Here is a 23,059-nt window from a genome sequence, read left to right as displayed (position 1 = left end):
TGTGTTGAGTGACTGATTTTGATCTTGCGTGGCCTGTTTTGGCTCAAGCCCATATGGAAGATTGCTGAATATTGCCCGGTTTTGGTCATATTTCGGCGCTGCGTGAGGTTTCTGCCACCCCAATAGCATGATCGCGAGTAGATTACGATGTTCACCCTGTGCCAGATTGAAATCATCTTTTCCCGACGGGATCATCTGTTTTAATGGCGGAATTGCTTCTTGAATCGCTAGTCTGGTTTGGGTGACAACCGGATCCTTATCGAGTCCGGCAAGTAAAAAACTAAGTCCGACTTCTGCAATCACATCTGGTTTTGTCCGCGCTATGATGGTTTCTATATTGTTCCGGAAATAGTGGTAAATCCATTGATAATCTGCGGCTGAGACGGAATACTGATAATAACCTGAAGCCGCGATGATAATATGCGTCATGCCATAAATCTTATTTTCATACTGCTGCTTAGACAGTGCTTTGTCCTGATCATCTGGATACGTTTTCCGAAATGTTTCAATAAACGCTTGCACGACGTCCTGTTCGCCCAGCTGTTTGAGCCAGAAAACTTGATTGGCTAATTGGGCTGCCCATGCCTTGATCATCTGAGGATCGGTGGCGTACAAACTGAAGTCATATTTCCGTAACACCTGACGCAGGCGTTTGTCATGTTTGTGCTTCAGTCCATATTCATCTGCCCGAGCCATTGCACTGAGCAAATCGACACCTAAGTAAAGGTATTCCGGATGATGTTTGGTTACCGAGTACCGCAGCCGAGAGCGCTCACCTTGACTCCCTTCATACGAGGACAGACGCTGTTGAGAGTAGAGATAAATGGCTTCAGGTGTGGTGACATCACTGGCGAAATGGTTCAGTGTACTGGCAACTCTGGCCATATCCTGCCAAATGCCGGCAGCATATTTGTTATCTAAGGTTTGTCGGTACATCCGTAGTGCGTAATGTCCGGCTTTGAAAGCCGGTAGGGTGTAGAGGCGCTGTTCATAATACTCAGCGATTTGATCTGCGGAATCCTGATAACTGGGGGGAAATGTCGCCGCTTCATTTACAGCCGGTGTCCCAAGTTGCGTATTGGGCGCCGCAATACTCTGACAGGTTAATATGATGAATAAAATTGAAGCTATGCCACATTTATTTAACATACGTCGACCCAGTCTACAGAGGATGATTTATAAAACATATGCAATTGTAGAGTCAGTTATGTTAGCGCAGTGCAATAAGTCTGTGAAATTATCCCATTGACTGACCGTTGCGGTACTTCTACAGCGTGATTCTTGATAATTTAAGTGAAAAAATAAATCAGGTTTGGTTTTGTTTTATATTGTGTTTATTGATAACTAAATCACTAGTGGGGCGTTCTTATTGGTTGAAAGTGGCTATTCTGATATGAACTGTTTGATTTTAATAATTTTCTAATGTCAGAGTGCTCTTTTTGTCTATTGATCGGGTCAATGACCATTTCATGGCTGGAGGAATACGACATATTCACACCAGTCCCTCACGGGAGAGGAGCATTATGCGCGACATTCTGTTCAAAAAATGGACAGTGATTGGTTTTCTGGTTTTACTTGCCTGTATTTTGATTGTGTTGGTTGAATTTATTTTCCAGCGTCATCAAGAGGTGATGCGCCAAGAAATTCAGAGCCGGACAACAGAGGAACTTTCTATTATTCGATTTAAGCTGGAAGCAACGATTCTGGCCGATATCTATGTGGCGAAAAGTTTGTCAACGTTGACGACTGTGAATGCCAGTACTGTTGCAGAAAGTTGGGAAAAAGTCTCCCAGCGCATTATAGAACAAGGAAAATATATTCGTTCATTGAGTCTTGCCCCCAATGATATTATTGAGTACGTCTATCCGCTGGAAGAAAATAACAAAGTCGTCGGGCTGGATTTTCGGACGATACCTGAGCAGTGGGCAACCGTTAAGCAAGCTCATGAGTTGAAAGAGATTTTTATTGCCGGTCCGATTGAGAGAGGAGAGGGCGAACAGGTCATTATTGCGCGTTGCCCGGTCTTTCTTGATCCGCCATACAATCAGTTTTACTGGGGGGTGATCAGCGTCGATATTGATATCGATAGTTTACTTCAATCCCTTGCGGTTGATGAAGTTCTGCCCGGTTATGACATTGCGATTCGAGGGAAAGACAGCTCGGGAGAACAGGGCGTTGTGTTCTGGGGACAACCTGATGTCTTTAAACATGCCTTTGCTAAGGAGATGATCTATTTTCCGCATGGCTCCTGGAGTATTGCAATTGCAGAACAGGACAACGTGAATATTCTTGATCAAGTCCCTTGGTTTCAGACCAATATTGTGCGCGTGATTGGCTATCTGTTACTGGTATTCCTTATTGCTTCTTTTCTGGTGATTTATCGTCTTTACGATAAATCAAATCGTCTTTCTCTTTATGATGAACTGACTCATCTACCGAATCGCCGTTATTTTATGAATGAATTGAATCGGTATTTCGAGCGAGAAAAGCGAGCCAGACAACCGACCGGCTTTGCCCTATTGTGTATTGATGTAAATAAATTCAAAACAATCAATGATACCTATGGCCATAATGTCGGGGATCAGGTGCTGGTGGAGTGTGCCCGACGGATTGAAAATGCGATTCGGGACAACGATTGTGCTGCACGTATTGGCGGTGACGAGTTCTTAGTCTTGTTAAAAGGCGGAGAAAAAGGGGAAGACTTGCGGAAAATTATGGATCGGGTGCGTCATGCGGTTGGTGTGACCCCCGTGATTTGTGGTGAGCTTGCAATTCCGGTTGGCATCAGTGTCGGTTATACATGCTACCGACCGGAAATGCAGAGTGTTAACGAAATGATTCATCATGCTGATAATGAAATGTACGATGAAAAATATGCGTCCTGATCCTTTTTGAGTATCGGAACAATCTGCGTACACCCGACAATATCATCGGTCAGTCACGATAATATTGTCGGGTGATGTGTTGTAACAGCTCGGCTTACGGGGACAGACACTCCCTCTGGGGCAGATTAACCGTGCATCGTTGATGATACCGCGTTCTATCCACTTGATATTGAGTATTTTGGCAAGTGTCGTCAGTTCATTCTGAATCGCTGACGGTATGGCTGACATCCCACCGTTTCTGACACAGGATTCTTTCAGTTCCATCGCCATTTGCAGTGCATCTCCCCCTTGAGCATTGATCGCTGGATTCAGATCAATTCCGGCACATAACACCCGCTTGTTACCCGCAGGATCGACGAGATTCAGTGATTCACAACAGTAGATTCTGGGTTCATCCCCGACATTGAGCAGTGAAATTTGAGCGGAGCTGGATGACTGCGGGTGCTTCAGTTGCCGAAATACGGCCCAGTGTTGGCAGGGATCGTTGACTGTCCTCATATTGCCCCAGGGAAGTGGAATACCGTTGCCACGGTAGACTGCTTTGAGTTTGCCTTCTCCATAGGCATCAAAGTAATGCCAATATGGATAAGGAGAGACCACCGTCATTCTGCGCATGGCGACGGATGGGGACACACCGACTTTTTGATGGACGCTGATCTCATAGCCATTGCGATCCAGCAGTTGCCGGAATGGTACTTTCGGGCAGAGCAGTGCACCGGCAAAAAAGCTCGATTCGAAATCTCGCCAGGCTTGTAAGATATCTTTCGAGTTGAGTTCATAACTGATTTGTGGATTTGCCACATCTTCCCAACTGCTGGTATGGCCGATTGAGAGAACGGTTTTACAGCCATCTTTGCTGTGCAGAATATTGTGACCGATGTATACCGCGAGATCATACTTTAGGCGAGTCGGATGATGTTTCATCACCTCATTAAGATAAATCCCGTTCGGTGGTTCGAAATAAGATGTGATTAACTGTTTGGCGGATAGACCCAACTCGTCTTGAACTTCTTGAGGGGCTTGTGAAAACCAGTGAATCCCGAGCCCTAAATGTCTGGCAATATCCGTCAGATCCTCAACAGTCAGATTCAGCTTCTTGAGCCCGATGTTTTCTGCGGCACGCTCCAGATCCGGAAAATGATTTTGCAGGCTCTCTTGATGCGCCCGAATGAGGAGCTGGGCGAACTGACGGCCGGTAATGCCGGTTTGAGACAACATTTCAGGGATTGCAATCTGGAGAATATCTTGTGAAAACAGGAAACTGGGTTCTAATGCCATCCCGCTGATGCCCCCTCGACTGCCTTTATCCGGGGTAATATCGATCTGTTCCGGTTGATCGTCGAGAAACCATTGTGGACTTTTTTGAAAGACTTCAGCGATCACGGCTAGCATTTCGAGGCTAGGAACCCGTTTTCCCCTTTCAATCATCGAGAGATAAGAAACAGAAGGGGCATATTCAGGATTCAGGCGAATACAACGAGATGATAAATCTTCCATGGTCAGATGATTTCGTTTCCTCAAATTTCTGACTTTGGTGCCAAGAAAGTGAGACTGTCGAATTAAGCTTTTAGATGCGGTCATTTGTAAAATTCACACTGTAAAATTTTTGTTGTGAAATTATGTATAAAAATAGATTAGTCTAAAAAGTAAGCAAAATCACGATGCAGCCAAAAAAGAATATTGCATAGCGTGATTGTGTGAAACAGAGAGTGTGAAACGGAGATAGTTTGCCGCAAAGAGGATGCATGAATGAATATGCCAATGTTACAGAGTTTGTTAAAGACTGATTGTTCGTTAAAATCACATGATTCGTCATATGAGCAACAGTCAGGTCAGTTTATTACCGAGATGGTGATGTCCGTAGAGTCTTTGGGGGCAGGACAGACCCAAGAGAAACAACTTCAGGCGAAGCAGTTGCTTGACCAGCTTTTCCCGTTGCATGAAGGATCACATAGTGATGTCACTGGATATGTGATCGATTACCATCACTTGATGGCTTATTTTCAGGACGGACGCCATACCGGGCTGCGTTATCCGCAACATTTCGTGGCTTATCTCGGGGATCGCAATGGCCCTGAAGCCATTCTGTTTCGTAATGGCGATGGATGCCACGTTGAAGTGACATTGGGGAATGGCAAAGGAACGGGAATGCCGGAGCTGGTTTTGGTTGACGATATTCAATTGGAAACTTATACCCACCTGAACTCCGTCGCTTCAGAAAGTCATGCAACGTTAGGCCTTCGTCATTGGGTCAGCTTGGTGAAAGCCGATGGGCAGGGGCATCCTCAGGTTTGCAGCGAGAATAAAGAATATCAGTCTAAAGATGAAGCCGATTATCAGCTGGGTATCAGTTTCAATCTTGACTCATTCAGTGCTTGAGGCGATTTCGCTCCGCTATTTTACATTCGTTCATTCAGTACACATCCATCACCGCGTATCGGTTGCCTGGCAATCCATACGCGGTTGGTGTATTTACCGACAGCTTTTTTATCAACGAATGAACAGCATAAAACTGTTAGCTGCTAAAAGCCCGTTCCTGCAATTTTGTAGCCCCGCGCAGCATGGCTTCGACTAGCTCCGTCGCGTGGAATTTTTCCAGTGCCTGATGAGCCCCGACCTGACGGGCACGATCAACACAGATTTCACTGGAAAGTGAAGTATGAAGGATAATGTAGGCATGGTTCAGCGCATCATCATTCTGGATTTCGAATGCTAGTTCATAACCGTCAAGACCCGGCATTTCGATATCGCTGACCAGAATATCGATCGGAGAGCCTTGTTCTGCCCGTTTACGCATCAATTGCAGACCCTCTGCCCCATTTTTGCAAATTTCGTAGGGAATATTGATACCGTCCAGAGCGTCGGCTAACTGTTTTCGGGCCAAACTGGAATCATCCACGAGCAGAATGTTAAAGGATTTGAGTTTTTCTCGTTCCACATCTGTCAGAATCGGAATCTTGGTCGCTTCGTATTGTGGATATATCTTCGACAGGAGTAGTTCGACATCCAGCATTTGGACGATACTGTCTTGGTAACGGGTGATACCGGTAACAAAGATATGATGTCCTGCGGTTGACGGTGCCGACTCAATTGAACGCCAATCACATTCAATGATTTTTTCAATCGTGCGGACCATGAATGCAACGACAGTACGCAGGCAGTCTGTGACGATCAAATAACAATTCTGATATTCCTCCGGCGGAATTGGCCGAAAACCAATGGCTGCGGCCATATCAATGACGGGAATTGTCATATTACGAATCGTGACAGTGCCAACAACATTACGGTGAGAATACGGGATCTGTGTCATTGGCTGATAGGACACAATTTCTCGAATCTTTAAGGTGCCAATAGCAAACAATTGACGTTTAAGATTGAGTGTAAACATCAACATCCCTTGCGATTGATTGGCTTTACTAACGGTTTTCGCCATGACGAGTTACCTTAAAAAATACTTACGCCAATAATATACTTAAAATGCGCGAAGATGCGAGTTCCAATCGACTGGTACGTTGAGTTGTCTTTCGGACTTGATCTCGGAACTCACATTACATTCAGACGTAATTGTGAATATCATACGCTTACTCATAAGCATACTGCAAAACGCCAGTTTATCGATTGTTCCGGCTGTTTTATACCCGATTTCTTTGTGAGAGTAGACAGTGATCAACCTATCGTCATTGGTCGTCACTTTTTTGCCTTTTCTACTTTAACACTCTGTAACATCTACATTACTGTGCCGATATGAAAAATGTCTACTATGATAGAAGGAGTCTTGTCTATTGGTGCTGAGAAAGAGGTGTCCTTCATGTTTTTTAATCGTTCCCTTGTCAAAGAAAATGAAGCTTTGAAAAAAGAACTTCACATGATCAAGCAGATGCATGACAGTCTTGGCAAAGAAATGTTAACGATAAAACTGAATTCATCTGGATTGGTTAGTTCGGTGAATTCGCTTTTTTGTAAAGAGATGAAATACGAGTCACAAAATATTGAAGGATATAAACTCACCGAGATGGTGCCACCGAAAGAGCGTTCGACCGGACACTACCAACGTTTGAATAGTGCACTGAAGGAAGGCAGACATTGGAATGGCGCGCTGCAACTGCTGAAAGGGAACGGTGAAGAATCGTGGTTGCGGGCCATTTTGCAGCCAATCTACGATATTGATAGGCAACTGCAATATTTTTTACTTTATGCTTCGGAACTAACACAAACTATTCGTGCTTCAAGAGAACATGAAGATATGATTGCAGCATTGCTGCGTTCGACGGCTGTAATTGAGTTTGATCTTAATGGGCATGTCCTGACGGCAAATGATAACTTTCTTCGCACGATGGGTTATAAAAAAGAACAAATTATCGGTAAACATCACCGTATGTTCTGCGAACCTGGGCTCTATAATTCTCCTGAATATGAGAGTTTTTGGCGTGAGCTGAGAAGAGGTAATTTTATCTCGGATCGATTTAAGCGTGTGGATAAACATGGGAATACCGTATGGTTGGAAGCATCTTATAATCCGATTCACAACAACCATGGTGATTTATATAAAGTGGTGAAATTTGCCTCAGTGATCACAGAGCAGATGAATCGGGAACAGGCCATCTCTGAAGCTGCCAACATTGCCTACGAAACGTCACGGTTGACCGATACACAGGCTGCAAAAGCACAGAATGTCATTCAGGATACGATTCGGACCATGGAAGAGCTTGAACAGCAGATGATTCATGCCTGTCAAGGGATTAAGGATTTGGATGAGCTTTCCAAGAGGGTCAGTGATCTGGTGGGTAACATCAGTGGAATCGCCGATCAAACGAACTTGCTTGCCTTGAATGCAGCCATTGAGGCGGCCCGGGCAGGTGATCAGGGACGTGGTTTTGCCGTCGTCGCTGATGAAGTCAGAGAACTTGCCTTACGGACCAGTAAAACCACCGCTGAAATTGTGGATGTGGTGTCGAAGAACCAAAAACTGACGGAACGCGCTGTCGGGCTGATTGAAAATGGGCAGCAGAGAGCGAACGATGGTTTGAACCTTTCAAATGATGCCGGTGTTGTGATGGCTGATATTCAGGATGGCGCGAAAAAAGTCGTGAGTGCGATAGAAGAGTTCCATCAGAAATTGTAAGGCCTGTCAGAAATTATAGGGACAGTCGCGCTGAGGATTGATAATGACTTCATTGATGAAGTTCGTTAAACTTCGCGCCTTTAAAGGTGGGGGAGGCGATCTAATGGCAAAAACAGCAGCAGCGTTGCATATTTTAGTAAAACATCAGAATCAGGCTGAAGACATTCTACAGCAGATCAAGAAGGGTGCTAAATTTCAAACGCTGGCCCGAAAATATTCTTTGTGTCCTTCCGGCAAGAAAGGCGGTGATCTGGGTGAGTTTCGTCAGGGGCAAATGGTACCTGCGTTTGACAAAGCTTGTTTCCGTGGGGAGGTACTCAAACCTCAGATTGTCAAAACCAAGTTTGGTTGGCACGTGATTAAAGTGTTGTATCGGACATAAGTGGGCGTTTTCGCTCTTTTGATCCTCGGTCACTGAACGCCATACATTTTAAAATTCGTCCATTTTTTCGCTTGGCACGTACCACTCGAACACGATTCCAAACATATGGCGTCTTCACTGAATTGGTTGGTTATTTCTTATTTTGATCCATCTGAGAGTGCTTTGGTCTTTTTCAAATAGTCATGTTGCAAAATATACATGCGTTTGACATCCTGATAGCGTCCATTAATAAAGAACTCTTCAATCAGATGCCCTTCTTCAACAAAACCGGCTTTACGATATAAATAGAGCGCGACTTCATTATCGATAGCAACATGCAGATAAATCTTGTGTAGATTGAGAATCGTAAATGAATAATCTAATGCTTTGTTGATGAGATCTAAGGCATAGCCTCTTCCCTGATATTCAGGGGTGATAATAATCTGAAACTCGGCACTTCTGTGAATGTAGTTGATCTCAATTAACTCAACGAGACCAATCAGCTGTTTATTTTCATTTTCTACAACAAAGCGTCTTTCTGCATTGTCGTGAATATGTTTGTTATATAACTCCTCAAGCTCATCAAAAGATTCATATGGTTCTTCAAACCAGTACGACATGATATTTCTATTATTATTAAGATTGTGAATAAAACGTAGATCCTGACGTTCTAATGCCCGCAGGTAAAGTTCACTTTTCATGGGATGATCCGAAGTTAATCTTGCATTAAGGTTTTTCATGGCATCAATCTGCCGATGTGAATCAGATGTCCCGTATAACATAGCACGTTGCAAGGACAGGCACCAGATAGCTTGTAAGCAGCGGAAAAACATTCCAAGGACAGACACTTAAAGGGAGAGTTGCAAGGACAGACACCTGAATCGGTATTCAAAGGGGCGCTGCCAAGGAAGGGTGAATCCGGTGCTCCGGTGGGATTGTTGCAATGCAAGCGAAGAGACCGACCAAAATATCTCTGGTCGGTAGTGGTTTAACATTATTTCAGGTATTGAACATGAGCTTCCATTTCTTCACCAATTTCTTGGCGCATATTCATTAAACGGATGGCAGATTTTCTAAGCGCAATATCTTCCGGTGCGGATGGTACCCACTCCGGTACAGCGCTTGGTTTTCCATGTTCATCGACAGCAACCATGATCACAATACAGTGTGTTGTCAGCCGATTTTCTTGCAATTTAGGGTCACTCGCCTGAACGTCGATCGCGACATGCATTGAGGTGCGTCCTGTGTAGACGATTTTAGCGGTCACTTCAACGAGATGACCGACCAAAATCGGGGCGACAAACCGAATACCGCCTGCATATGCTGTAATGCAGTATTTTCCACTCCAGGCTGCAGAACAGGCATAGGCGGCTAAGTCGATCCACTTCATCACGGCACCACCGTGAACTTTACCGCCGAAATTTACATCGCTGGGCTCAGCCAGAAAACGTAGTGTGAGCTCTCTTTTTTTATTTGTCATATCGACGTCCTCATCAATTGTGGAGACAACCATAAATTGATATTACTATTCATTATCTAAACTTATGCAAGTTTACGATAAGTTCATAAAAAGGTAATTTTTTTCAACAGTCACGTTGTTGACCATGCGATTTATGTTTTGAACAGAAGCCGCTGGAGTGGCAAGTCAGCCTAACATAGGCTCTGGCTTTCAGACCAGCCACCGTACGTTCCACAACGGCGGGGTCTTTTATTTTCTGGCTCAGAGATTCGCGATTAGCCGATAGCAAAATGCTGGATGGCATAAGAACCGTAGCACTACGAGCCGCTTTACTAAGGTTGGCGTCTTAGCCGGAACGTAGTCTGACTACGATTACTGTGAGTTAGTGGTCTCCGCGCTGCTCTTTTTCGACTTGTTGATCTTGAATAATCTTCAGCAGGGAAGGCAGAAACGCTCTGTCTACAAACGATTCATTGTTCCATATTTTGGACTTCATTACTGCTTTAGGACAATGGAAAAGTAGTGAATCTACGGTCACCTTGATGACCAATTTCGGCTTTGTTTTTCCATCAAGGCAAAGCTCGCGAATTTCGTCATTAACATGAATGGAAGCTGTTCCCTTCACTCTTACTACGTCTTCAACTCCCGGAACTATAAATAGCATGCCAACTTTTGGGTCGGTGATGAGGTTGGTTAAGGTATCCAAACGGTTATTGCCCGGGCTGTCCGGGAAAGCCAGCGTTTGATCATCCAGTACTTTGACGAATCCCGCTTCTCCACCGCGTGGAGAGACGTCTAGAAAGTTATCTTGACCGGTTGAAGCAAGAAAAAACAGCCTGCTGTTTTCAATAAAAGTTCGGGTGTGCTGATCAATATGTTTGATGTCTTTAGCCACAGCTAACGGGTGCGGTGTGCTATAGCGTTCTCTTAATTGTTCCAGTGTGGTTATTTGAGTCATTTTATACTTTCTCTGTACCTATACTTTATCTTTGGTTATCAGTCATAAACTATTTGTAAATGATACTTAGTATTATTTGAAATTGGTTTGCATTATCATGTTCTAACTCATAGGACAGAGTCAAATGCCATCTCGACGAGATACCGTTCTTATAAATTTGCAGCCATAAATTGAAGCCAATCGTATGTTGAATCTCAAAGCCGTTTTTAGCGTTTTTCTTTTTTCTTTCATCACTGCGTCTAGTTGGGCCGATGATCATGCGACGGACGATCGTTTGACGGATGGTATGACGGATGACCGCGTGACCTATCCCATCAAAATTCAGCATGCCTTTGGCACCACGATCATTAAGCAAAAACCGGTGCGAATTGCGACGGTCGCTTGGGCGAACCATGAGGTACCGCTGGCGCTTGGCGTCGTGCCTGTCGGTTTTGCGGCCGCAAAATTTGGGGATGATGATGGCGATGGGGTTTTGCCTTGGGTGAAAGCCCGATTAGATGCGCTGGGCGCACCAACGCCGCCACTGTTTGATGAAGGGGATGGTATCGATTTCGAAGCCGTTGCCGCGACGCAGCCGGATGTCATTCTGGCAGCGTATTCTGGTTTGAGCCGTTCTGATTACGAAACGCTCAGTATGATTGCACCGGTGGTGGCATATCCTCATGCGCCTTGGTCGACTGACTGGAGAAGTATGATCCGCATAAACAGCGCTGGTATGGGGATGGCGAAGCAAGGTGAGGAACTGATTGCGAGTATTGAACAAGACATCGCGTCGCGAGCGGCAAAGTATCCGGAACTCAAGGGTAAATCTGCCATGTTTATGACCCATTTAGACCCGACTGATTTGAGTGTGGTGCACTTTTACACCGCTCATGATACGCGAGTAAAATTCTTCAACGATCTGAGCCTTGTCTCTCCTCAAAGTATTCGTAAATTCAGCAGTTCCGGGCAGTTTTCCGGTGAAGCAAGTATTGAACAAATTGACGCATTTAATGATGTTGATATCTTCATCACTTACGGTGGTGAAGCACTGCTGAAGCCTCTTTCAAGTAACCCGCTGATGTTAAAAATGAATGCGGTTAAACATGGCTCAATTGTGATGCTGGGGAGTGGACCGTTAGCCACCGCAGCGAATCCGACCCCGTTATCGATTCCATGGGTGCTGGACGATTATCTTGAGGCGTTGGCAGCGGCTGCACGCAAAACACAATGAGTACCTCTGTGGCCAAAAGTAATCCGTTTTCAATCAGAGGTTTTGCCGTTTCTCGCTTGGTGACGCTTGTCGGTTTACTGATTATTTTGTTTCTTTTATGCCTGTTTTCTGTCGCGTTAGGGACAAGAGAAGTGGCCTGGACTGAAATTTTCAGCGCAATTCAAGGCAACCTAAATACAGTGGGCGAAGCTGCAGTAGCTATGCGTATTCCTCGCACCGTATTAGCGGTGATTGCAGGCGGCTCTTTAGGATTGGCCGGCGCTGTCATGCAGGGTGTGACTCGCAATCCGCTCGCTGATCCCGGTATTCTCGGTGTCAACATTGGCGCGTCATTCTTTGTCGTCGTCGGACTGGCTTGGTTTGGGATGAATCAAATCCAGACCTATGTCTGGATGGCAATTTTAGGCGCTGCACTCACAGCGGCATTTGTTTATACCATCGGCTCAATGGGGCGAGGCGGCGCAACACCGCTTAAGCTCGCATTAGCAGGCGCTGCAACTTCCGCGGCTTTATCGTGTTTCACGATTGCGGTTGTATTACCACGCAATGATATCGCGGGTGGCGCCCGATCCTGGCAAATCGGCGGAGTAGGCGGGGCCACATTTGAGACCATCATACTCGTTTTGCCATTCTTATTGGCTGGTTTAGTTATCACAGCCTTAACCGCAAGGAAACTAAACAGCTTAGCGTTGGGAGACGATCTCGCAACAGGCTTGGGTGAGAATGTGGTGCTGGCTCGCAGTGTTGCAGGACTCGGGGCTATTTTGCTATGTGGCGCGACAACCGCGATTTGCGGACCTATCGGTTTTGTGGGCTTGGTTGTGCCACATTTTTGCCGCCTGTTAGTCGGTGTGGATCATCGCTGGTTACTGCCTTTCTCTGCGGTGTGCGGTGCAAGTCTACTTCTGCTGGCAGACATCGTAGGGCGAATCCTTGCTCGTCCAAGTGAGTTATCTGTAGGTGTGGTTACGGCCTTTATTGGCGCGCCATTTTTTATCTGGATTGTGCGCCGCCAGCGAGTTAGGGAATTATAATGTCCGCTGAATTACTGCTTTTACAACGAGTAAGAACGGCTCGTCAGCAACGGATACGGCGCTGGTCGTTGATCATGATTGGCTTAGGGATTTTAGCGCTTTCTGCTTGGTGTTTAACGCTGGTGTTGGGGCAGTCTTATACCCCTCCGTCAATAGTCTGGAAGGTGCTACAAGGAGAAAGTATTCCCGGAGCCAGTTTTACTGTCGGGCATTTGCGATTACCCCGGGCGATAATTTCATGCCTTGTCGGAATGAGTTTTGGCTTAGCCGGTATCGCATTCCAAACGATGTTGCGTAACCCCTTAGCCAGCCCAGATATTGTCGGTGTCAGTTCGGGAGCCAGTGCTGCGGCTGTGTTTGCGATTATTGTGCTTCATATGGGTGGCTCTGTTGTCGCTATTTTTTCCATTCTGGCTGGCTTGGCAGTTGCGCTCACTGTCTACGGTCTCTCTTATAAAAACGGTGTTGCAGGAACCCGGTTGATCTTGGTCGGCATTGGCGTTTCCGCAATGATTGACAGCTATATCGCCTATATCCTCTCGCAAGCCTCATCATGGGATCTGCAAGAAGCGATGCGTTGGTTAACGGGCAGCGTCAATTCCGTACAGATTTATCAAAGTGTGCCACTGTCGATTTCATTGGTTTTTTTCGGCGGTCTGCTGCTGAGTCAAACCAAGTCATTAGAAGCGTTACGGATGGGGGACGACACCGCTGCCGCTCTGGGTGTCAATATCACATTGACTCGTCTCATCGTTATGGTGTGTGCGGTCGGTTTAATTGCGGTTGCTACCGCTGTGACAGGTCCTATCGCTTTTGTGGCATTTCTATCCGGCCCCATCGCTGCCCGCATGGTCGGCTCGAACGGCCCATTGCTCATTCCTGCTGCGTTAGTGGGTGCCGTATTAGTGTTGGCAGGGGATTACATCGGACAGTTTCTTCTTCCAAGTCGTTACCCTGTCGGTGTTATAACGGGTGCGTTAGGTGCGCCTTATCTTATTTATCTAATTATTCGCGTGAATCGTAAAGGGGGAGCTTTGTGACAAAAGCTCATGAACTTGTGGTAGAGCAGTTGTCTGCCGGTTATGGCGAAAAAACGATAGTTAAAGATCTCTCGCTCAAGGTGACTCCGGGAAAAATTACTTCGATTGTCGGTGCTAACGCCTGTGGTAAATCAACACTGTTAAGAGCAATGTCTCGTTTACTGACGCCTTCTCACGGACAAGTGTTGCTTGATGGAAAGTCTGTCCATCAAAGCCCAACGCGAACTTTGGCGCGTACATTGGGCTTGTTGCCTCAATCTCCGACTGCACCGGAAGGTATTACGGTTGGTGATCTCGTCAGCCGTGGGCGTCACCCGCATCACGGTTTCATGTCTCGCTGGAATCACAAAGATGACGCAGCGGTCGCTAATGCGTTGGCAGTGACAAAGCTCACTGACCTGATAGACAGAGACGTTGATGAGTTGTCTGGCGGGCAGCGTCAGCGCGTCTGGATAGCAATGGCGCTTGCGCAGGAAACGGATATTCTGTTGCTCGATGAACCGACGACGTTTTTAGATGTGGCCCATCAAGTCGAAGTGTTGGATTTGCTGGTGGATCTGAATCTTCAGCATGGGATTACCATCGTTATGGTTTTGCATGATCTCAATTTAGCTGCCCGCTATTCAGACTACTTGCTGGCGATGATCAACGGGCAGATTCACACCCACGGTGTACCGGAAAAAGTGCTGACGAATGACACTATTCAAGCGGTATTTGGTTTGAACAACCATATTATCATCGATCCGGTTTCGAACATTCCGATGATGATTCCGATTGGGCGACACAAGCTGAAATAACCGCCGAATCAGCGCGACTTCCATGTCGTGTCTGTGGCGGTCAGTCTTAGTTAGGATAGCAACTGCAAAAACGCCATCAGCGCAGGATTATCAGAGGTTTTTTTATACACAAAACTCAAAGGTGATGTGTGAGGTAAAACGTCCAACGGTGTATAGCGCAGCATATTCGATGGCCGGGTAAAGTGGCGCTCATTGACAATTGCAACGCCATTGCCCGCTGCCACTAAACCAAGCATGGTGCTTTCTCCGTGCGCCCATTGGGTCACTTCTGGTAACCAGCCTATTGTGTTGAACAGGACTTCCTGCCAGTCGTAGTAGTAAGGATCAACGCTTCTTGGTAAGCGAATAGAAGGCAATAGATTGAGCGCTTCAATTGAGGTCGATGGTGATAGGGTTTTCCCCCAACTGGCAGGATAAGCCAGTACCAACTTGTCTTGAGCGATAGGTTGTATAGAGTATTCCGAAGGCAACTCAGAGAAATGATAAAGAAAGGCACCATCAATTTGGTCTAGCTCTAATCGTTTCAGTAGCACCATTGGTGTATCTGAATACACTTCCAGTTCAACGTCATGGTTGTCGTGACGAAACTGATTGATGCTCTGATTTATTTGCCCTTCCCAGAGGACGAAGTCTGGCGCACCTAAAGCAAGAGAGCCATATTCGGTATGAGTAAATTGACGAACATGCTCGTTAGCATCGTCAATCTGCCTCATGATTGATCCCAGTTGTTTCTGATAGATCTTCCCTGCTCGGTTTAGTCGCAAACCTTTCGGTAAACGGTCGAATAAAAGTACACCAAGTTCTGTTTCCAATTCTTTGATTTTTCTTGATATCGCCGGTTGAGTAACGTGGACCTTTTGAGCTGCCAGGCGAATGTTTTGTGTTTCAGCGACCGCTAAAAAGTATTTAAGGTGACGTAGCTCCATGAGGGGGTCTCTCTCGGCATCAGTTGATAACTATATATCAATTTCATTTATTACAAATAATAAGCATTATCGTTTGCATTATCAATAGTAAGAAATAACAATAAAAATTAGCAGTATGGGATGATTAACAATGGAAAATATTAGAAGTGGTAAGGAACGTTATAGTGCGATGCACTTATTTCTCTGTTTTGTTCCAACGCTTTCTTATTCAGGCGCTGTTTATTCAGAAGTTCAAGATAGTGTTCAACAAGACCAAGCGTATCGTGTAAACACCATTACGGTTTATGGGCAGCCCATCGCAGGGGATGCCGATACCACTGTGGCTGAAGAACTATGGGTTGGCGGCAAGGTTGCGACCAGTGTGCTTGATACCCCGGCTCTGGTTTCGGTGATTACGGAAAAAGAAATTAACCAGCGTAACGCAACGACGACAGAAGAGATTTTGCAGTATTCACCGGGTTTGGTGACGGATTATTACGGTTCGGATGACCGTAATGATTACTTCATGATTCGGGGCTATCAGGCAACAACGTATCGCGATGGCATGACGCTGGGCTCGATGCGCAGTGTTCGTGAAGATCCATATGCGTATGAGCGAGTTGAAGTGATGCGCGGTGCGAATTCAACGCTGTTCGGTCCTGCTGATCCGGGGGGCTCAGTTAATTTTGTCAGTAAAAGACCTAAGTTTAAAAGTTTTGGCAATACTTATGTATCGTACGGTTCATTTGATAATAAAGAGATTGGGCTGGACTTTGGTGACACGATCAATGAGTCAGAAACGGTTGCTTACCGTTTTACCACCAAAATCAAAGACAGCGATCTTGAATACGATTATTCAAAAGATAATTCACAGTTTGTAATGGGGGGGATGACATGGCAGCCATCAGTGCAAACAACAGCAACGTTGATTGTGGACTATCTGGGCAGAGATGCCACGCCTAACAGCGGCGGTTACCCATTGGATAGAGAGTACGATCGCAGCGAATTCTATGGTGAACCTGACTACAACAAACACGATGTTGAACGCACCAACATTACCGCTCAAGCTGCGCATCATTTTGAAAATGGTATCTCGCTGAGTGGTAACTTGCGCTACAGCAAACTCGAAGACGATTTTGGTTATGTGTATTTGTATGATTATGAAGGAAGAACGGGAAGTAATATCTCTCGTTACTATTTCGGAACCGATACCCAGTCGGAACAACTCATTGGTAATATGATTCTGCAATACGATGCGAGTTTTGAGCGTATTGATAGCAGTACATTAATCGGTTTGGAATATCGTGATGCTTCGACCCAAGAAACATCGCTTTATAGCAGTGATAAGGTCTCAGTCAGTTCTATCGATCTAAATAACCCTGTGTATACGGGCCTATCAATGACAGGCGAAGTCGATAGCCAAACAGATCGAGACGATACAACCAAATCTATATTTTTACAGCAAAACTTAGCGCTTGATGATCGTTACATACTTGCGTTGGGCATTCGCCATGACTATATGGATCTCTCCAGTCGTGACATAAAAACCAGTGTCAACTCTAGTGATGACTTCTCTGAAACATCTTTGCGAGCTGCCTTTACATTTAAAGTGAGTGACGAGTGGTCAACTTATATCAGTCAGGTTGAATCTGTCGCTTCACCAAGTATTGGTGTAAAACCGGAGCGAGGAGAACAGCTAGAAGTGGGCGTGAAGTTTGCTCCACTGAGTATGAATGCTTTGTTCTCTGCTGCGATTTACGATCTTGAAAAGAATGATGTCACGATGTCTATCGTTCAGGATGATGGCAAGATTCAAAAAGAAACGATAGGTGAGACGCGTGTTCGTGGTCTTGATTTAGAAGTGAAAGCCGAAATAACAGATAACTTTAATGTCACGGGTGGATACTCATACATGAAGTCTAAAGTTGTACGTGGCAGCACTCAAAACGGTGATATTCTAGACGGCAATGAATTTGTGACTGCACCAAACCACAGTGCTTCTTTATGGGGCTTCTACACTCTGCCAATCGAAACGATCGATTTTGGTCTGGGTGCACGTTATGTGGGCACTTATTATTTTGATGCAGCGAATACCGCTAAAAGCGAAGCTGCAACATTGTTTGATGCTGCATTCGCTTATCGCATTTCAAAATCAGCGCAATTGTCACTTCATGTACATAACTTAACTGATAAGCAGTATGTAGTGGGTTCAGGTACAGCGAACTACTACAACCCAAGCCGTTCGGTTAATGCCTCTTTAAATTATTCTTGGTAACGAGTCGCTTATATTAAAAAATATCAATTTATGGTTGTATCCACATTAACTGTGGATACAACCATACCTTGAAACGGCGTTTGAATTCGATACTGTTAGCGATTCAATGATGATTATCGGAATGAGGATAAACAACGGGCGAGTAATATTCTTGGTGTATAATTAGAAATATCAAATATTATCAGTGTGATAACACTCAATGTATTTTCCTATCCAATTTAAAAATGCCTGTAATTTTGGTCGTGTTTCATGACCTTTAGGGCAAATTAAATCGTAGCCGTATCCTGATGGGACCTGTTCGAAGAGGGGAATCAATGCACCACTTGCGAGATACGATTGAATCGTGTGGTAGCGACCTAAGGCGATTCCCATTGAATTTCGGGCTGCAACCATCGTTAGTTCTTCATGATTAAATACATATTTATGTTTTAAAAGACTGGTGCTTCTACCTGTCGCGTTTAACCAATGCTGCCATTCACTCAATGGCGATAAAAATTCTAGCGATTCTGTGCAATGCAGAAAAGTGGCTTCTTTCAGACGTGATTCACTTTCATATAAATTGAAGCGTTGTGCATATTCAGGTGTACATACAGGAACCAAGTATTCATCAAATAACCTGATGTGATAAAAATTGGGATGTGTCTCATTACCATAGTAAATCGCGATATCAACCGGTTGATTATGAAAGTCCAGTTTACTTGCTTTGACACGCATCTTTACGTCTAGGTAAGGATACAAACGTTGAAACTCAGCCATTTTAGGGACTAACCACAAATGGGCAAATGTCGGTGCAATCCCGATATACAATTCTCCTCTTAATTCGTTGAAGCGAATGTCATCAACTTCAGTGAAGATATTTGACAGGGATTGGGTTAGTGTTCTGAGCATTCTGTGGCCGTCTTCCGTCAGTTCAAGTTTTCTTGTCAGACGGACGAAAAGCGTGAAACCGAGATCTGCTTCAAGCTTTTTAATTCGTTGGCTAACCGCTCCCTGAGTCAGGCACAATTCTTCAGCCGCTAATGTGAAACTTAAAAACTTTGCTGCAACGCTGAAAGTATAAAGGTTTGCCAAGATATTTTGCTTATCTGCCATGTGTATGAACCATCCTATGTATCAGAAATATTAATTCATAAATATCACGATTTTGTTTGTCGTTGTTGGGTTTGTCAGGTGCAATGAACACAAGAAGGACACACGAGAGAGTATTGCAAAATGAGTAAGAAATTAAAAGTTGTCGTGATCGGTGGCGGCTCATTCCGTTAAACCTCTCACCGTTTGATTGTCCTAAAGACCTATTAAAAGATATTCAGTTTCGTTGGATGTTTGAACAGGATTCGGTTCTCAATCATTCATGTGAATAATGAAGAGCAAAGGAGACGTTGAATCGATTAGAATACACATAACTTCAACGGAACAAGAAAGACACTCGCTATGCTACAAAAAGAGAGTTTGCTAAAACTGGCAACGATAAAAATGCCGTTTGGCCGTTATGCCGGACGCGTGTTAATTGATTTACCGGAAGAGTACTTATTGTGGTTTCAGAATAAAGGGGAATTTCCTCAGGGAGAACTCGGGGAGTTGATGCAACTCTGTCTGACATTAAAAATTGAAGGATTGGATCGTCTCGTCAAACCGTTAAAAAGGTCATCTTGAAGCCTGTTGTATACCACTCGCGAAGCAGTGAAACCGGGAAATGATGGTTGAGCGATCTGTATTCAGTATTTGAGAATGAACCGAAAGCACCGGCTCGTGGTGCTTTCGGTTCGTACAAGACACGCTTTATGCCTTATAAAGGAGGATTATTCTCCGCGAAGTATTCATGAGAATCTGCGTTGTTGACTGCCTGATTCGGTGATGATTGTGCCAGACGACGTGCATTATATTGTCCGTAAGCAATATCATCCGTGCCGCCATTAACCGTGAAATGACTCATTTCATGAATCAGTGTTCCGGCTTTTGAGTCGGTACCTGTAGTCGGTGCAGACCAGAAGGCGTTGCATAAGTGGATACGATAGGGTTGATTCGGATAAACGTAAGCATATGCATTGGACAGACTGCCCTCACAGTAACAATCTGCGGTGACAGTCTTGTTTTGCAGTGCATCGGATATTTTCTGGAAATGCCCTTTGACGGTGTTGTAACGACCGCTTGAGTATGAGCCGAACCAAGTCGTATAGCGAGAGGTTACTGATCCTGCGCTGTAGTAGCTGTAAGCCGAACTGGACATGCTTCGTGCCGCGCTAACAGCGGTACTGATCTGACTTTTCTGACTATTTGAGCAGTTACCGACATAGCTGATTCCACCTGCCAGTTCAGCCACGTCGAGTACCGATTCATTGATGGTTGCGACCTTTGGGTGCACACCCTCAACCCAGAAACTCACACCATTTGAGCTGAGGGTCTGGACTTTATCTTCGGCTTGAAGTGCTGATTTTTCTTCGGATTTAATTAAATCCATTGCGGTGACATTAAACTGAACGCTATATGTGCCTTTCCGAGTCATGTCATAGAAAGCAGACAGATCGATCGTTTGAGTAATCGTCTGGCCGGCAGGCAGAGTCATATAATCTTTAGCCGTTGGCGCTGGCCGTTTGATCATCGGGCCCGTATATGTGACGGTTTCTCCATCCACTGTAACGGTGAAAGCATTCTTCTGCAGTTTGTTGTGATTGATGAGATACCAATCGAGCACATCGACAGCCTCCTGACCATTATTCGTAATGCTCAGTTCGACTTTTACATCACTGCCTTCACCATAAGACTGGTTTAAAGGGGTAACGGTGACATCCAGAGAGTGAGCATAAGCCAGAGATGACATACTTCCGACGATGACACTCAATAATAAATTTGTTGCCTTATTCATTTGATAAACTCCATTTTTTCATCGTTTATGAATCATCGATATTGTTACGACTGAGTGGATATCAATCATTCATCGTATAATGTTTGAAGTAGCACTATTTCCTACTTCAAATATTATTTTTAATTACATCTGTTATTATTTTTTTAATTATGTTTTATTTATGTAAACGTGTAAAGTCTGAAATATAAACAGGAGTGATCAACTTTGTTATTAATGACAGGTTTGTAAATTAAATATTTATTTAATTATCAATATATTTAGATTTTTATGCTTAATTATAATATTTTAACTATTTGATTTTTAAGTTTTTATATTTTAAATTTGTGCAACATTTTTAATTGGGTTTGTTTGTTTTTTTAAATGTTATTTATGGGTGATTAACAGTGAATTATTTTATTTATAAATTTAATTTTATTGGATTAATAATAGGGTTAAATAACAAAATTATCGATTTAGTTGAGATTGAATAATAAATATTTGAAAAATATGAAATTGCGTTCTTTAACCTGACTGCATGTGCTGTCAGGCTATTCACACTGGGTAACCATGTGCCGGACAGACATCGTCAAAATAATAATGCTTCCCTGCTCTGTGACTCAAACAGATATTCAATCCTGATCCGCGTCAGCGCAATCATGAAGAGGAAACTATTAATAAACGCTATCTTAACCATAAAAAATTTTTGACTTTTGTCGGGCTATTTTTTATTGCGTCTGTCCCCACATGAACTTACTATCAGCCTGCTTCTTGATGATAGCCAATCCGAGTACATCACACCTATGTGGCAAGGCGATAGAGCAACTATCCAAGAGTGACTTTGACAGCGTATTGACGCTTTTATTGACGCTCCACTTTTCATAAAACAGTCCGATGAAAAGTGTTTGCCCCCGGAGGTTTGCGATGGCTCACGCCCATTCAGTATTAAATTTTCAATCTTTTGCTGCTCGAACTCTTTCTGCTGATGATGTTCGTTTAGTTGAATCATCCGTATCACAATTCGGTGCACCACTACTGATGCTCGATTGCGAGAGCATTCGTCAGCAATATCGCGCACTGAATAATGCTTTACCGAATGTTACCCTTCATTTCGCGCTGAAACCGCTGCCGCATCCGGTGGTGGTCAGAACTCTGCTTGACGAAGGCGCAAGCTTTGATCTGGCGACCAGTGGTGAAGTTGAACTGGCTTCCCAAGAAGGCGTACCGGCTGAACGTACGATCCATACTCACCCGATCAAACGTGATGCAGACATTCGCGATGCGTTAGCATATGGCTGTTCTGTCTTTGTGGTGGATAACCTGAACGAACTGGCAAAATTCAAGCCTTACAAGGATGAGGTAGAGTTACTGGTACGTTTGAGTTTTCGTAATGCAGAAGCGTTTGCGGATCTATCGAAGAAATTCGGTTGTTCTCCCGAACAGGCTCTGACCATTATTGAAACGGCTCAGGCATGGAATATTCGTATCAAAGGGCTCTCTTTTCATGTCGGTTCTCAAACGATTTATCCACAGAAATATGTTGATGCGATCCAAACTTGTAAAACCGTGATGGAAGAGGTTGTCGCGCGTGGATTGCCTGCACTGAGTACACTGGATATTGGCGGCGGTTTCCCTGTCAGTTATACAAAACAGGTGATGCCGATTGAGCAATTTTGTATACCAATTAACAAAGCGTTGGACGAGTTACCGGAAACCGTACAGGTTTTGGCTGAACCCGGACGCTTTATCGTCGCACAAGCTGTGATGAGTGTTGCTTCCGTGATGGGGCAGGCTGAAAGGGAAGGCCAAATGTGGTACTACCTTGACGACGGCATCTACGGCTCTTTCAGTGGGCTGATGTTCGATGATGCACAGTATCCGTTGGTGACTTTGAAACAAGGTGGTGAACTGTTGCCGAGTGTTTTGGCCGGACCGACTTGTGACAGTATTGATGTGATTGCTGAAGATATAATGTTGCCTCGTCTGGAGAATGGTGACCTCGTGGTCGGTTGTATGATGGGGGCTTACACCAGTGCTACCGCGACGGATTTTAATTTCTTCAAGCGCGCTCAAACGATTGTGTTGAATGAAGATGCGTTTAATGAACGCGCAGTGAGTCGGGAACGCCTCATCGGTTAAGGTCATCTTAACCACTTGATTTTGTTTGTTCT

At 44.6% G+C, this 23,059-nt stretch carries 19 protein-coding genes and 1 pseudogene; 11 read left to right on the top strand and 9 right to left on the bottom strand.

Features of this window, described 5'->3' with window-relative positions:
• Positions 1-36: 36 nt before the first annotated feature.
• Positions 37-1,149 (bottom strand): annotated as a pseudogene (locus AC55NX_RS12455) (DUF3541 domain-containing protein); the annotation flags it as partial.
• Positions 1,150-1,523: 374 nt separating this feature from the next.
• On the opposite strand from AC55NX_RS12455, the gene AC55NX_RS12450 reads away from it, so the two are divergent.
• On the top strand, positions 1,524-2,885 hold the full coding sequence (locus tag AC55NX_RS12450) for a diguanylate cyclase (RefSeq protein WP_496996034.1): 1,362 nt from the start codon (positions 1,524-1,526) through the stop codon (positions 2,883-2,885).
• 42 nt (positions 2,886-2,927) lie between these two features.
• Here the strand turns inward: AC55NX_RS12450 and AC55NX_RS12445 are convergent, their stop codons facing one another.
• Positions 2,928-4,466, bottom strand: a complete 1,539-nt coding sequence (locus tag AC55NX_RS12445) for a DUF3612 domain-containing protein (protein WP_496996033.1) — start codon at positions 4,464-4,466, stop codon at positions 2,928-2,930.
• Positions 4,467-4,646: 180 nt separating this feature from the next.
• Here AC55NX_RS12445 and AC55NX_RS12440 point away from each other — a divergent pair, with 180 nt between their 5' ends.
• Positions 4,647-5,264 (top strand): aldolase/citrate lyase/malate synthase family protein, encoded by a 618-nt coding sequence (locus AC55NX_RS12440; RefSeq protein WP_496996056.1) that lies wholly within the window; start codon positions 4,647-4,649, stop codon positions 5,262-5,264.
• A 136-nt stretch (positions 5,265-5,400) separates the two neighbouring features.
• Here the strand turns inward: AC55NX_RS12440 and AC55NX_RS12435 are convergent, their stop codons facing one another.
• Positions 5,401-6,318, bottom strand: coding sequence for a chemotaxis protein (locus tag AC55NX_RS12435; protein WP_496996032.1), 918 nt, complete (start codon positions 6,316-6,318; stop codon positions 5,401-5,403).
• A 375-nt stretch (positions 6,319-6,693) separates the two neighbouring features.
• Here AC55NX_RS12435 and AC55NX_RS12430 point away from each other — a divergent pair, with 375 nt between their 5' ends.
• The gene (locus tag AC55NX_RS12430; protein WP_496996031.1) at positions 6,694-8,007 is read left to right on the top strand and encodes a methyl-accepting chemotaxis protein; all 1,314 of its coding nucleotides are present in this window, start codon (positions 6,694-6,696) and stop codon (positions 8,005-8,007) included.
• 103 nt (positions 8,008-8,110) lie between these two features.
• Positions 8,111-8,389: a peptidylprolyl isomerase PpiC gene (gene ppiC / locus AC55NX_RS12425; protein WP_496996055.1), complete on the top strand. Its 279-nt coding sequence runs from the start codon at positions 8,111-8,113 to the stop codon at positions 8,387-8,389.
• Positions 8,390-8,526: 137 nt separating this feature from the next.
• Here ppiC and speG read toward each other — a convergent pair whose 3' ends face one another.
• The 3 genes from speG to AC55NX_RS12410 form a co-directional block, all read right to left on the bottom strand.
• Complete coding sequence (speG, locus tag AC55NX_RS12420) at positions 8,527-9,069, bottom strand: spermidine N1-acetyltransferase (RefSeq protein ID WP_496996030.1); 543 nt, start codon at positions 9,067-9,069, stop codon at positions 8,527-8,529.
• Positions 9,070-9,362: 293 nt separating this feature from the next.
• Positions 9,363-9,848 carry an acyl-CoA thioesterase gene (locus AC55NX_RS12415; protein WP_496996029.1) on the bottom strand — a complete coding sequence of 162 codons (486 nt, stop codon included), beginning with the start codon at positions 9,846-9,848 and terminating at the stop codon, positions 9,363-9,365.
• Positions 9,849-10,209: 361 nt separating this feature from the next.
• Positions 10,210-10,785 (bottom strand): MSMEG_1061 family FMN-dependent PPOX-type flavoprotein, encoded by a 576-nt coding sequence (locus AC55NX_RS12410; protein ID WP_496996028.1) that lies wholly within the window; start codon positions 10,783-10,785, stop codon positions 10,210-10,212.
• Between the two features lie 184 nt (positions 10,786-10,969).
• On the opposite strand from AC55NX_RS12410, the gene AC55NX_RS12405 reads away from it, so the two are divergent.
• Genes AC55NX_RS12405 through AC55NX_RS12390 form a run of 4 tightly spaced genes read left to right on the top strand, consistent with a single transcriptional unit; the run spans position 10,970 to position 14,869 of the window.
• The gene (locus AC55NX_RS12405) at positions 10,970-11,998 is read left to right on the top strand and encodes an iron-siderophore ABC transporter substrate-binding protein (protein WP_496996027.1); all 1,029 of its coding nucleotides are present in this window, start codon (positions 10,970-10,972) and stop codon (positions 11,996-11,998) included.
• Positions 11,999-12,006: 8 nt separating this feature from the next.
• Complete coding sequence (locus AC55NX_RS12400) at positions 12,007-13,032, top strand: FecCD family ABC transporter permease (RefSeq protein WP_496996026.1); 1,026 nt, start codon at positions 12,007-12,009, stop codon at positions 13,030-13,032.
• Complete coding sequence (locus AC55NX_RS12395) at positions 13,032-14,072, top strand: FecCD family ABC transporter permease (RefSeq protein ID WP_496996025.1); 1,041 nt, start codon at positions 13,032-13,034, stop codon at positions 14,070-14,072. Before AC55NX_RS12400 ends, AC55NX_RS12395 begins: the two co-directional genes overlap by 1 nt.
• Positions 14,069-14,869, top strand: a complete 801-nt coding sequence (locus tag AC55NX_RS12390) for an ABC transporter ATP-binding protein (protein ID WP_496996024.1) — start codon at positions 14,069-14,071, stop codon at positions 14,867-14,869. The genes AC55NX_RS12395 and AC55NX_RS12390 overlap by 4 nt, the downstream gene beginning before the upstream one ends.
• 50 nt (positions 14,870-14,919) lie before the next feature.
• On the opposite strand, the gene AC55NX_RS12385 is transcribed toward AC55NX_RS12390, so the two are convergent.
• Complete coding sequence (locus AC55NX_RS12385; protein WP_496996023.1) at positions 14,920-15,795, bottom strand: LysR family transcriptional regulator; 876 nt, start codon at positions 15,793-15,795, stop codon at positions 14,920-14,922.
• 130 nt (positions 15,796-15,925) lie between these two features.
• On the opposite strand from AC55NX_RS12385, the gene AC55NX_RS12380 reads away from it, so the two are divergent.
• A complete protein-coding gene (locus AC55NX_RS12380) occupies positions 15,926-18,049 on the top strand; it encodes a TonB-dependent siderophore receptor (RefSeq protein ID WP_496996022.1) in 2,124 nt (707 codons plus the stop codon).
• A 171-nt stretch (positions 18,050-18,220) separates the two neighbouring features.
• Here AC55NX_RS12380 and AC55NX_RS12375 read toward each other — a convergent pair whose 3' ends face one another.
• On the bottom strand, positions 18,221-19,141 hold the full coding sequence (locus AC55NX_RS12375; protein WP_496996021.1) for a LysR substrate-binding domain-containing protein: 921 nt from the start codon (positions 19,139-19,141) through the stop codon (positions 18,221-18,223).
• Between the two features lie 339 nt (positions 19,142-19,480).
• Here AC55NX_RS12375 and AC55NX_RS12370 point away from each other — a divergent pair, with 339 nt between their 5' ends.
• On the top strand, positions 19,481-19,702 hold the full coding sequence (locus AC55NX_RS12370; protein ID WP_496996020.1) for a DUF3820 family protein: 222 nt from the start codon (positions 19,481-19,483) through the stop codon (positions 19,700-19,702).
• Between the two features lie 133 nt (positions 19,703-19,835).
• On the opposite strand, the gene AC55NX_RS12365 is transcribed toward AC55NX_RS12370, so the two are convergent.
• Positions 19,836-20,912, bottom strand: a complete 1,077-nt coding sequence (locus AC55NX_RS12365) for a M35 family metalloendopeptidase (RefSeq protein WP_496996019.1) — start codon at positions 20,910-20,912, stop codon at positions 19,836-19,838.
• A gap of 900 nt (positions 20,913-21,812) precedes the next feature.
• Here AC55NX_RS12365 and AC55NX_RS12360 point away from each other — a divergent pair.
• On the top strand, positions 21,813-23,027 hold the full coding sequence (locus AC55NX_RS12360) for a type III PLP-dependent enzyme (protein WP_496996018.1): 1,215 nt from the start codon (positions 21,813-21,815) through the stop codon (positions 23,025-23,027).
• Positions 23,028-23,059 lie beyond the last annotated feature (32 nt).

Source organism: Vibrio rubrogenes (assembly GCF_059641415.1).
Note: the sequence above shows the minus strand (reverse complement) of the source record. Positions and strands in the feature narration are given on the sequence as shown.

What these genes read in the sequence shown, in the direction of transcription:
- AC55NX_RS12450 (WP_496996034.1), top strand. Translation starts at nt 1,524, where the DNA reads ATGCGCGACATTCTGTTCAAAAAATGGACAGTGATTGGTTTTCTGGTT.
- AC55NX_RS12445 (WP_496996033.1), bottom strand. Translation starts at nt 4,466, where the DNA reads ATGACCGCATCTAAAAGCTTAATTCGACAGTCTCACTTTCTTGGCACC.
- AC55NX_RS12440 (WP_496996056.1), top strand. Translation starts at nt 4,647, where the DNA reads ATGTTACAGAGTTTGTTAAAGACTGATTGTTCGTTAAAATCACATGAT.
- AC55NX_RS12435 (WP_496996032.1), bottom strand. Translation starts at nt 6,318, where the DNA reads ATGGCGAAAACCGTTAGTAAAGCCAATCAATCGCAAGGGATGTTGATG.
- AC55NX_RS12430 (WP_496996031.1), top strand. Translation starts at nt 6,694, where the DNA reads ATGTTTTTTAATCGTTCCCTTGTCAAAGAAAATGAAGCTTTGAAAAAA.
- ppiC (WP_496996055.1), top strand. Translation starts at nt 8,111, where the DNA reads ATGGCAAAAACAGCAGCAGCGTTGCATATTTTAGTAAAACATCAGAAT.
- speG (WP_496996030.1), bottom strand. Translation starts at nt 9,069, where the DNA reads ATGAAAAGTGAACTTTACCTGCGGGCATTAGAACGTCAGGATCTACGT.
- AC55NX_RS12415 (WP_496996029.1), bottom strand. Translation starts at nt 9,848, where the DNA reads ATGACAAATAAAAAAAGAGAGCTCACACTACGTTTTCTGGCTGAGCCC.
- AC55NX_RS12410 (WP_496996028.1), bottom strand. Translation starts at nt 10,785, where the DNA reads ATGACTCAAATAACCACACTGGAACAATTAAGAGAACGCTATAGCACA.
- AC55NX_RS12405 (WP_496996027.1), top strand. Translation starts at nt 10,970, where the DNA reads ATGTTGAATCTCAAAGCCGTTTTTAGCGTTTTTCTTTTTTCTTTCATC.
- AC55NX_RS12395 (WP_496996025.1), top strand. Translation starts at nt 13,032, where the DNA reads ATGTCCGCTGAATTACTGCTTTTACAACGAGTAAGAACGGCTCGTCAG.
- AC55NX_RS12385 (WP_496996023.1), bottom strand. Translation starts at nt 15,795, where the DNA reads ATGGAGCTACGTCACCTTAAATACTTTTTAGCGGTCGCTGAAACACAA.
- AC55NX_RS12380 (WP_496996022.1), top strand. Translation starts at nt 15,926, where the DNA reads ATGGAAAATATTAGAAGTGGTAAGGAACGTTATAGTGCGATGCACTTA.
- AC55NX_RS12375 (WP_496996021.1), bottom strand. Translation starts at nt 19,141, where the DNA reads ATGGCAGATAAGCAAAATATCTTGGCAAACCTTTATACTTTCAGCGTT.
- AC55NX_RS12370 (WP_496996020.1), top strand. Translation starts at nt 19,481, where the DNA reads ATGCTACAAAAAGAGAGTTTGCTAAAACTGGCAACGATAAAAATGCCG.
- AC55NX_RS12365 (WP_496996019.1), bottom strand. Translation starts at nt 20,912, where the DNA reads ATGAATAAGGCAACAAATTTATTATTGAGTGTCATCGTCGGAAGTATG.
- AC55NX_RS12360 (WP_496996018.1), top strand. Translation starts at nt 21,813, where the DNA reads ATGGCTCACGCCCATTCAGTATTAAATTTTCAATCTTTTGCTGCTCGA.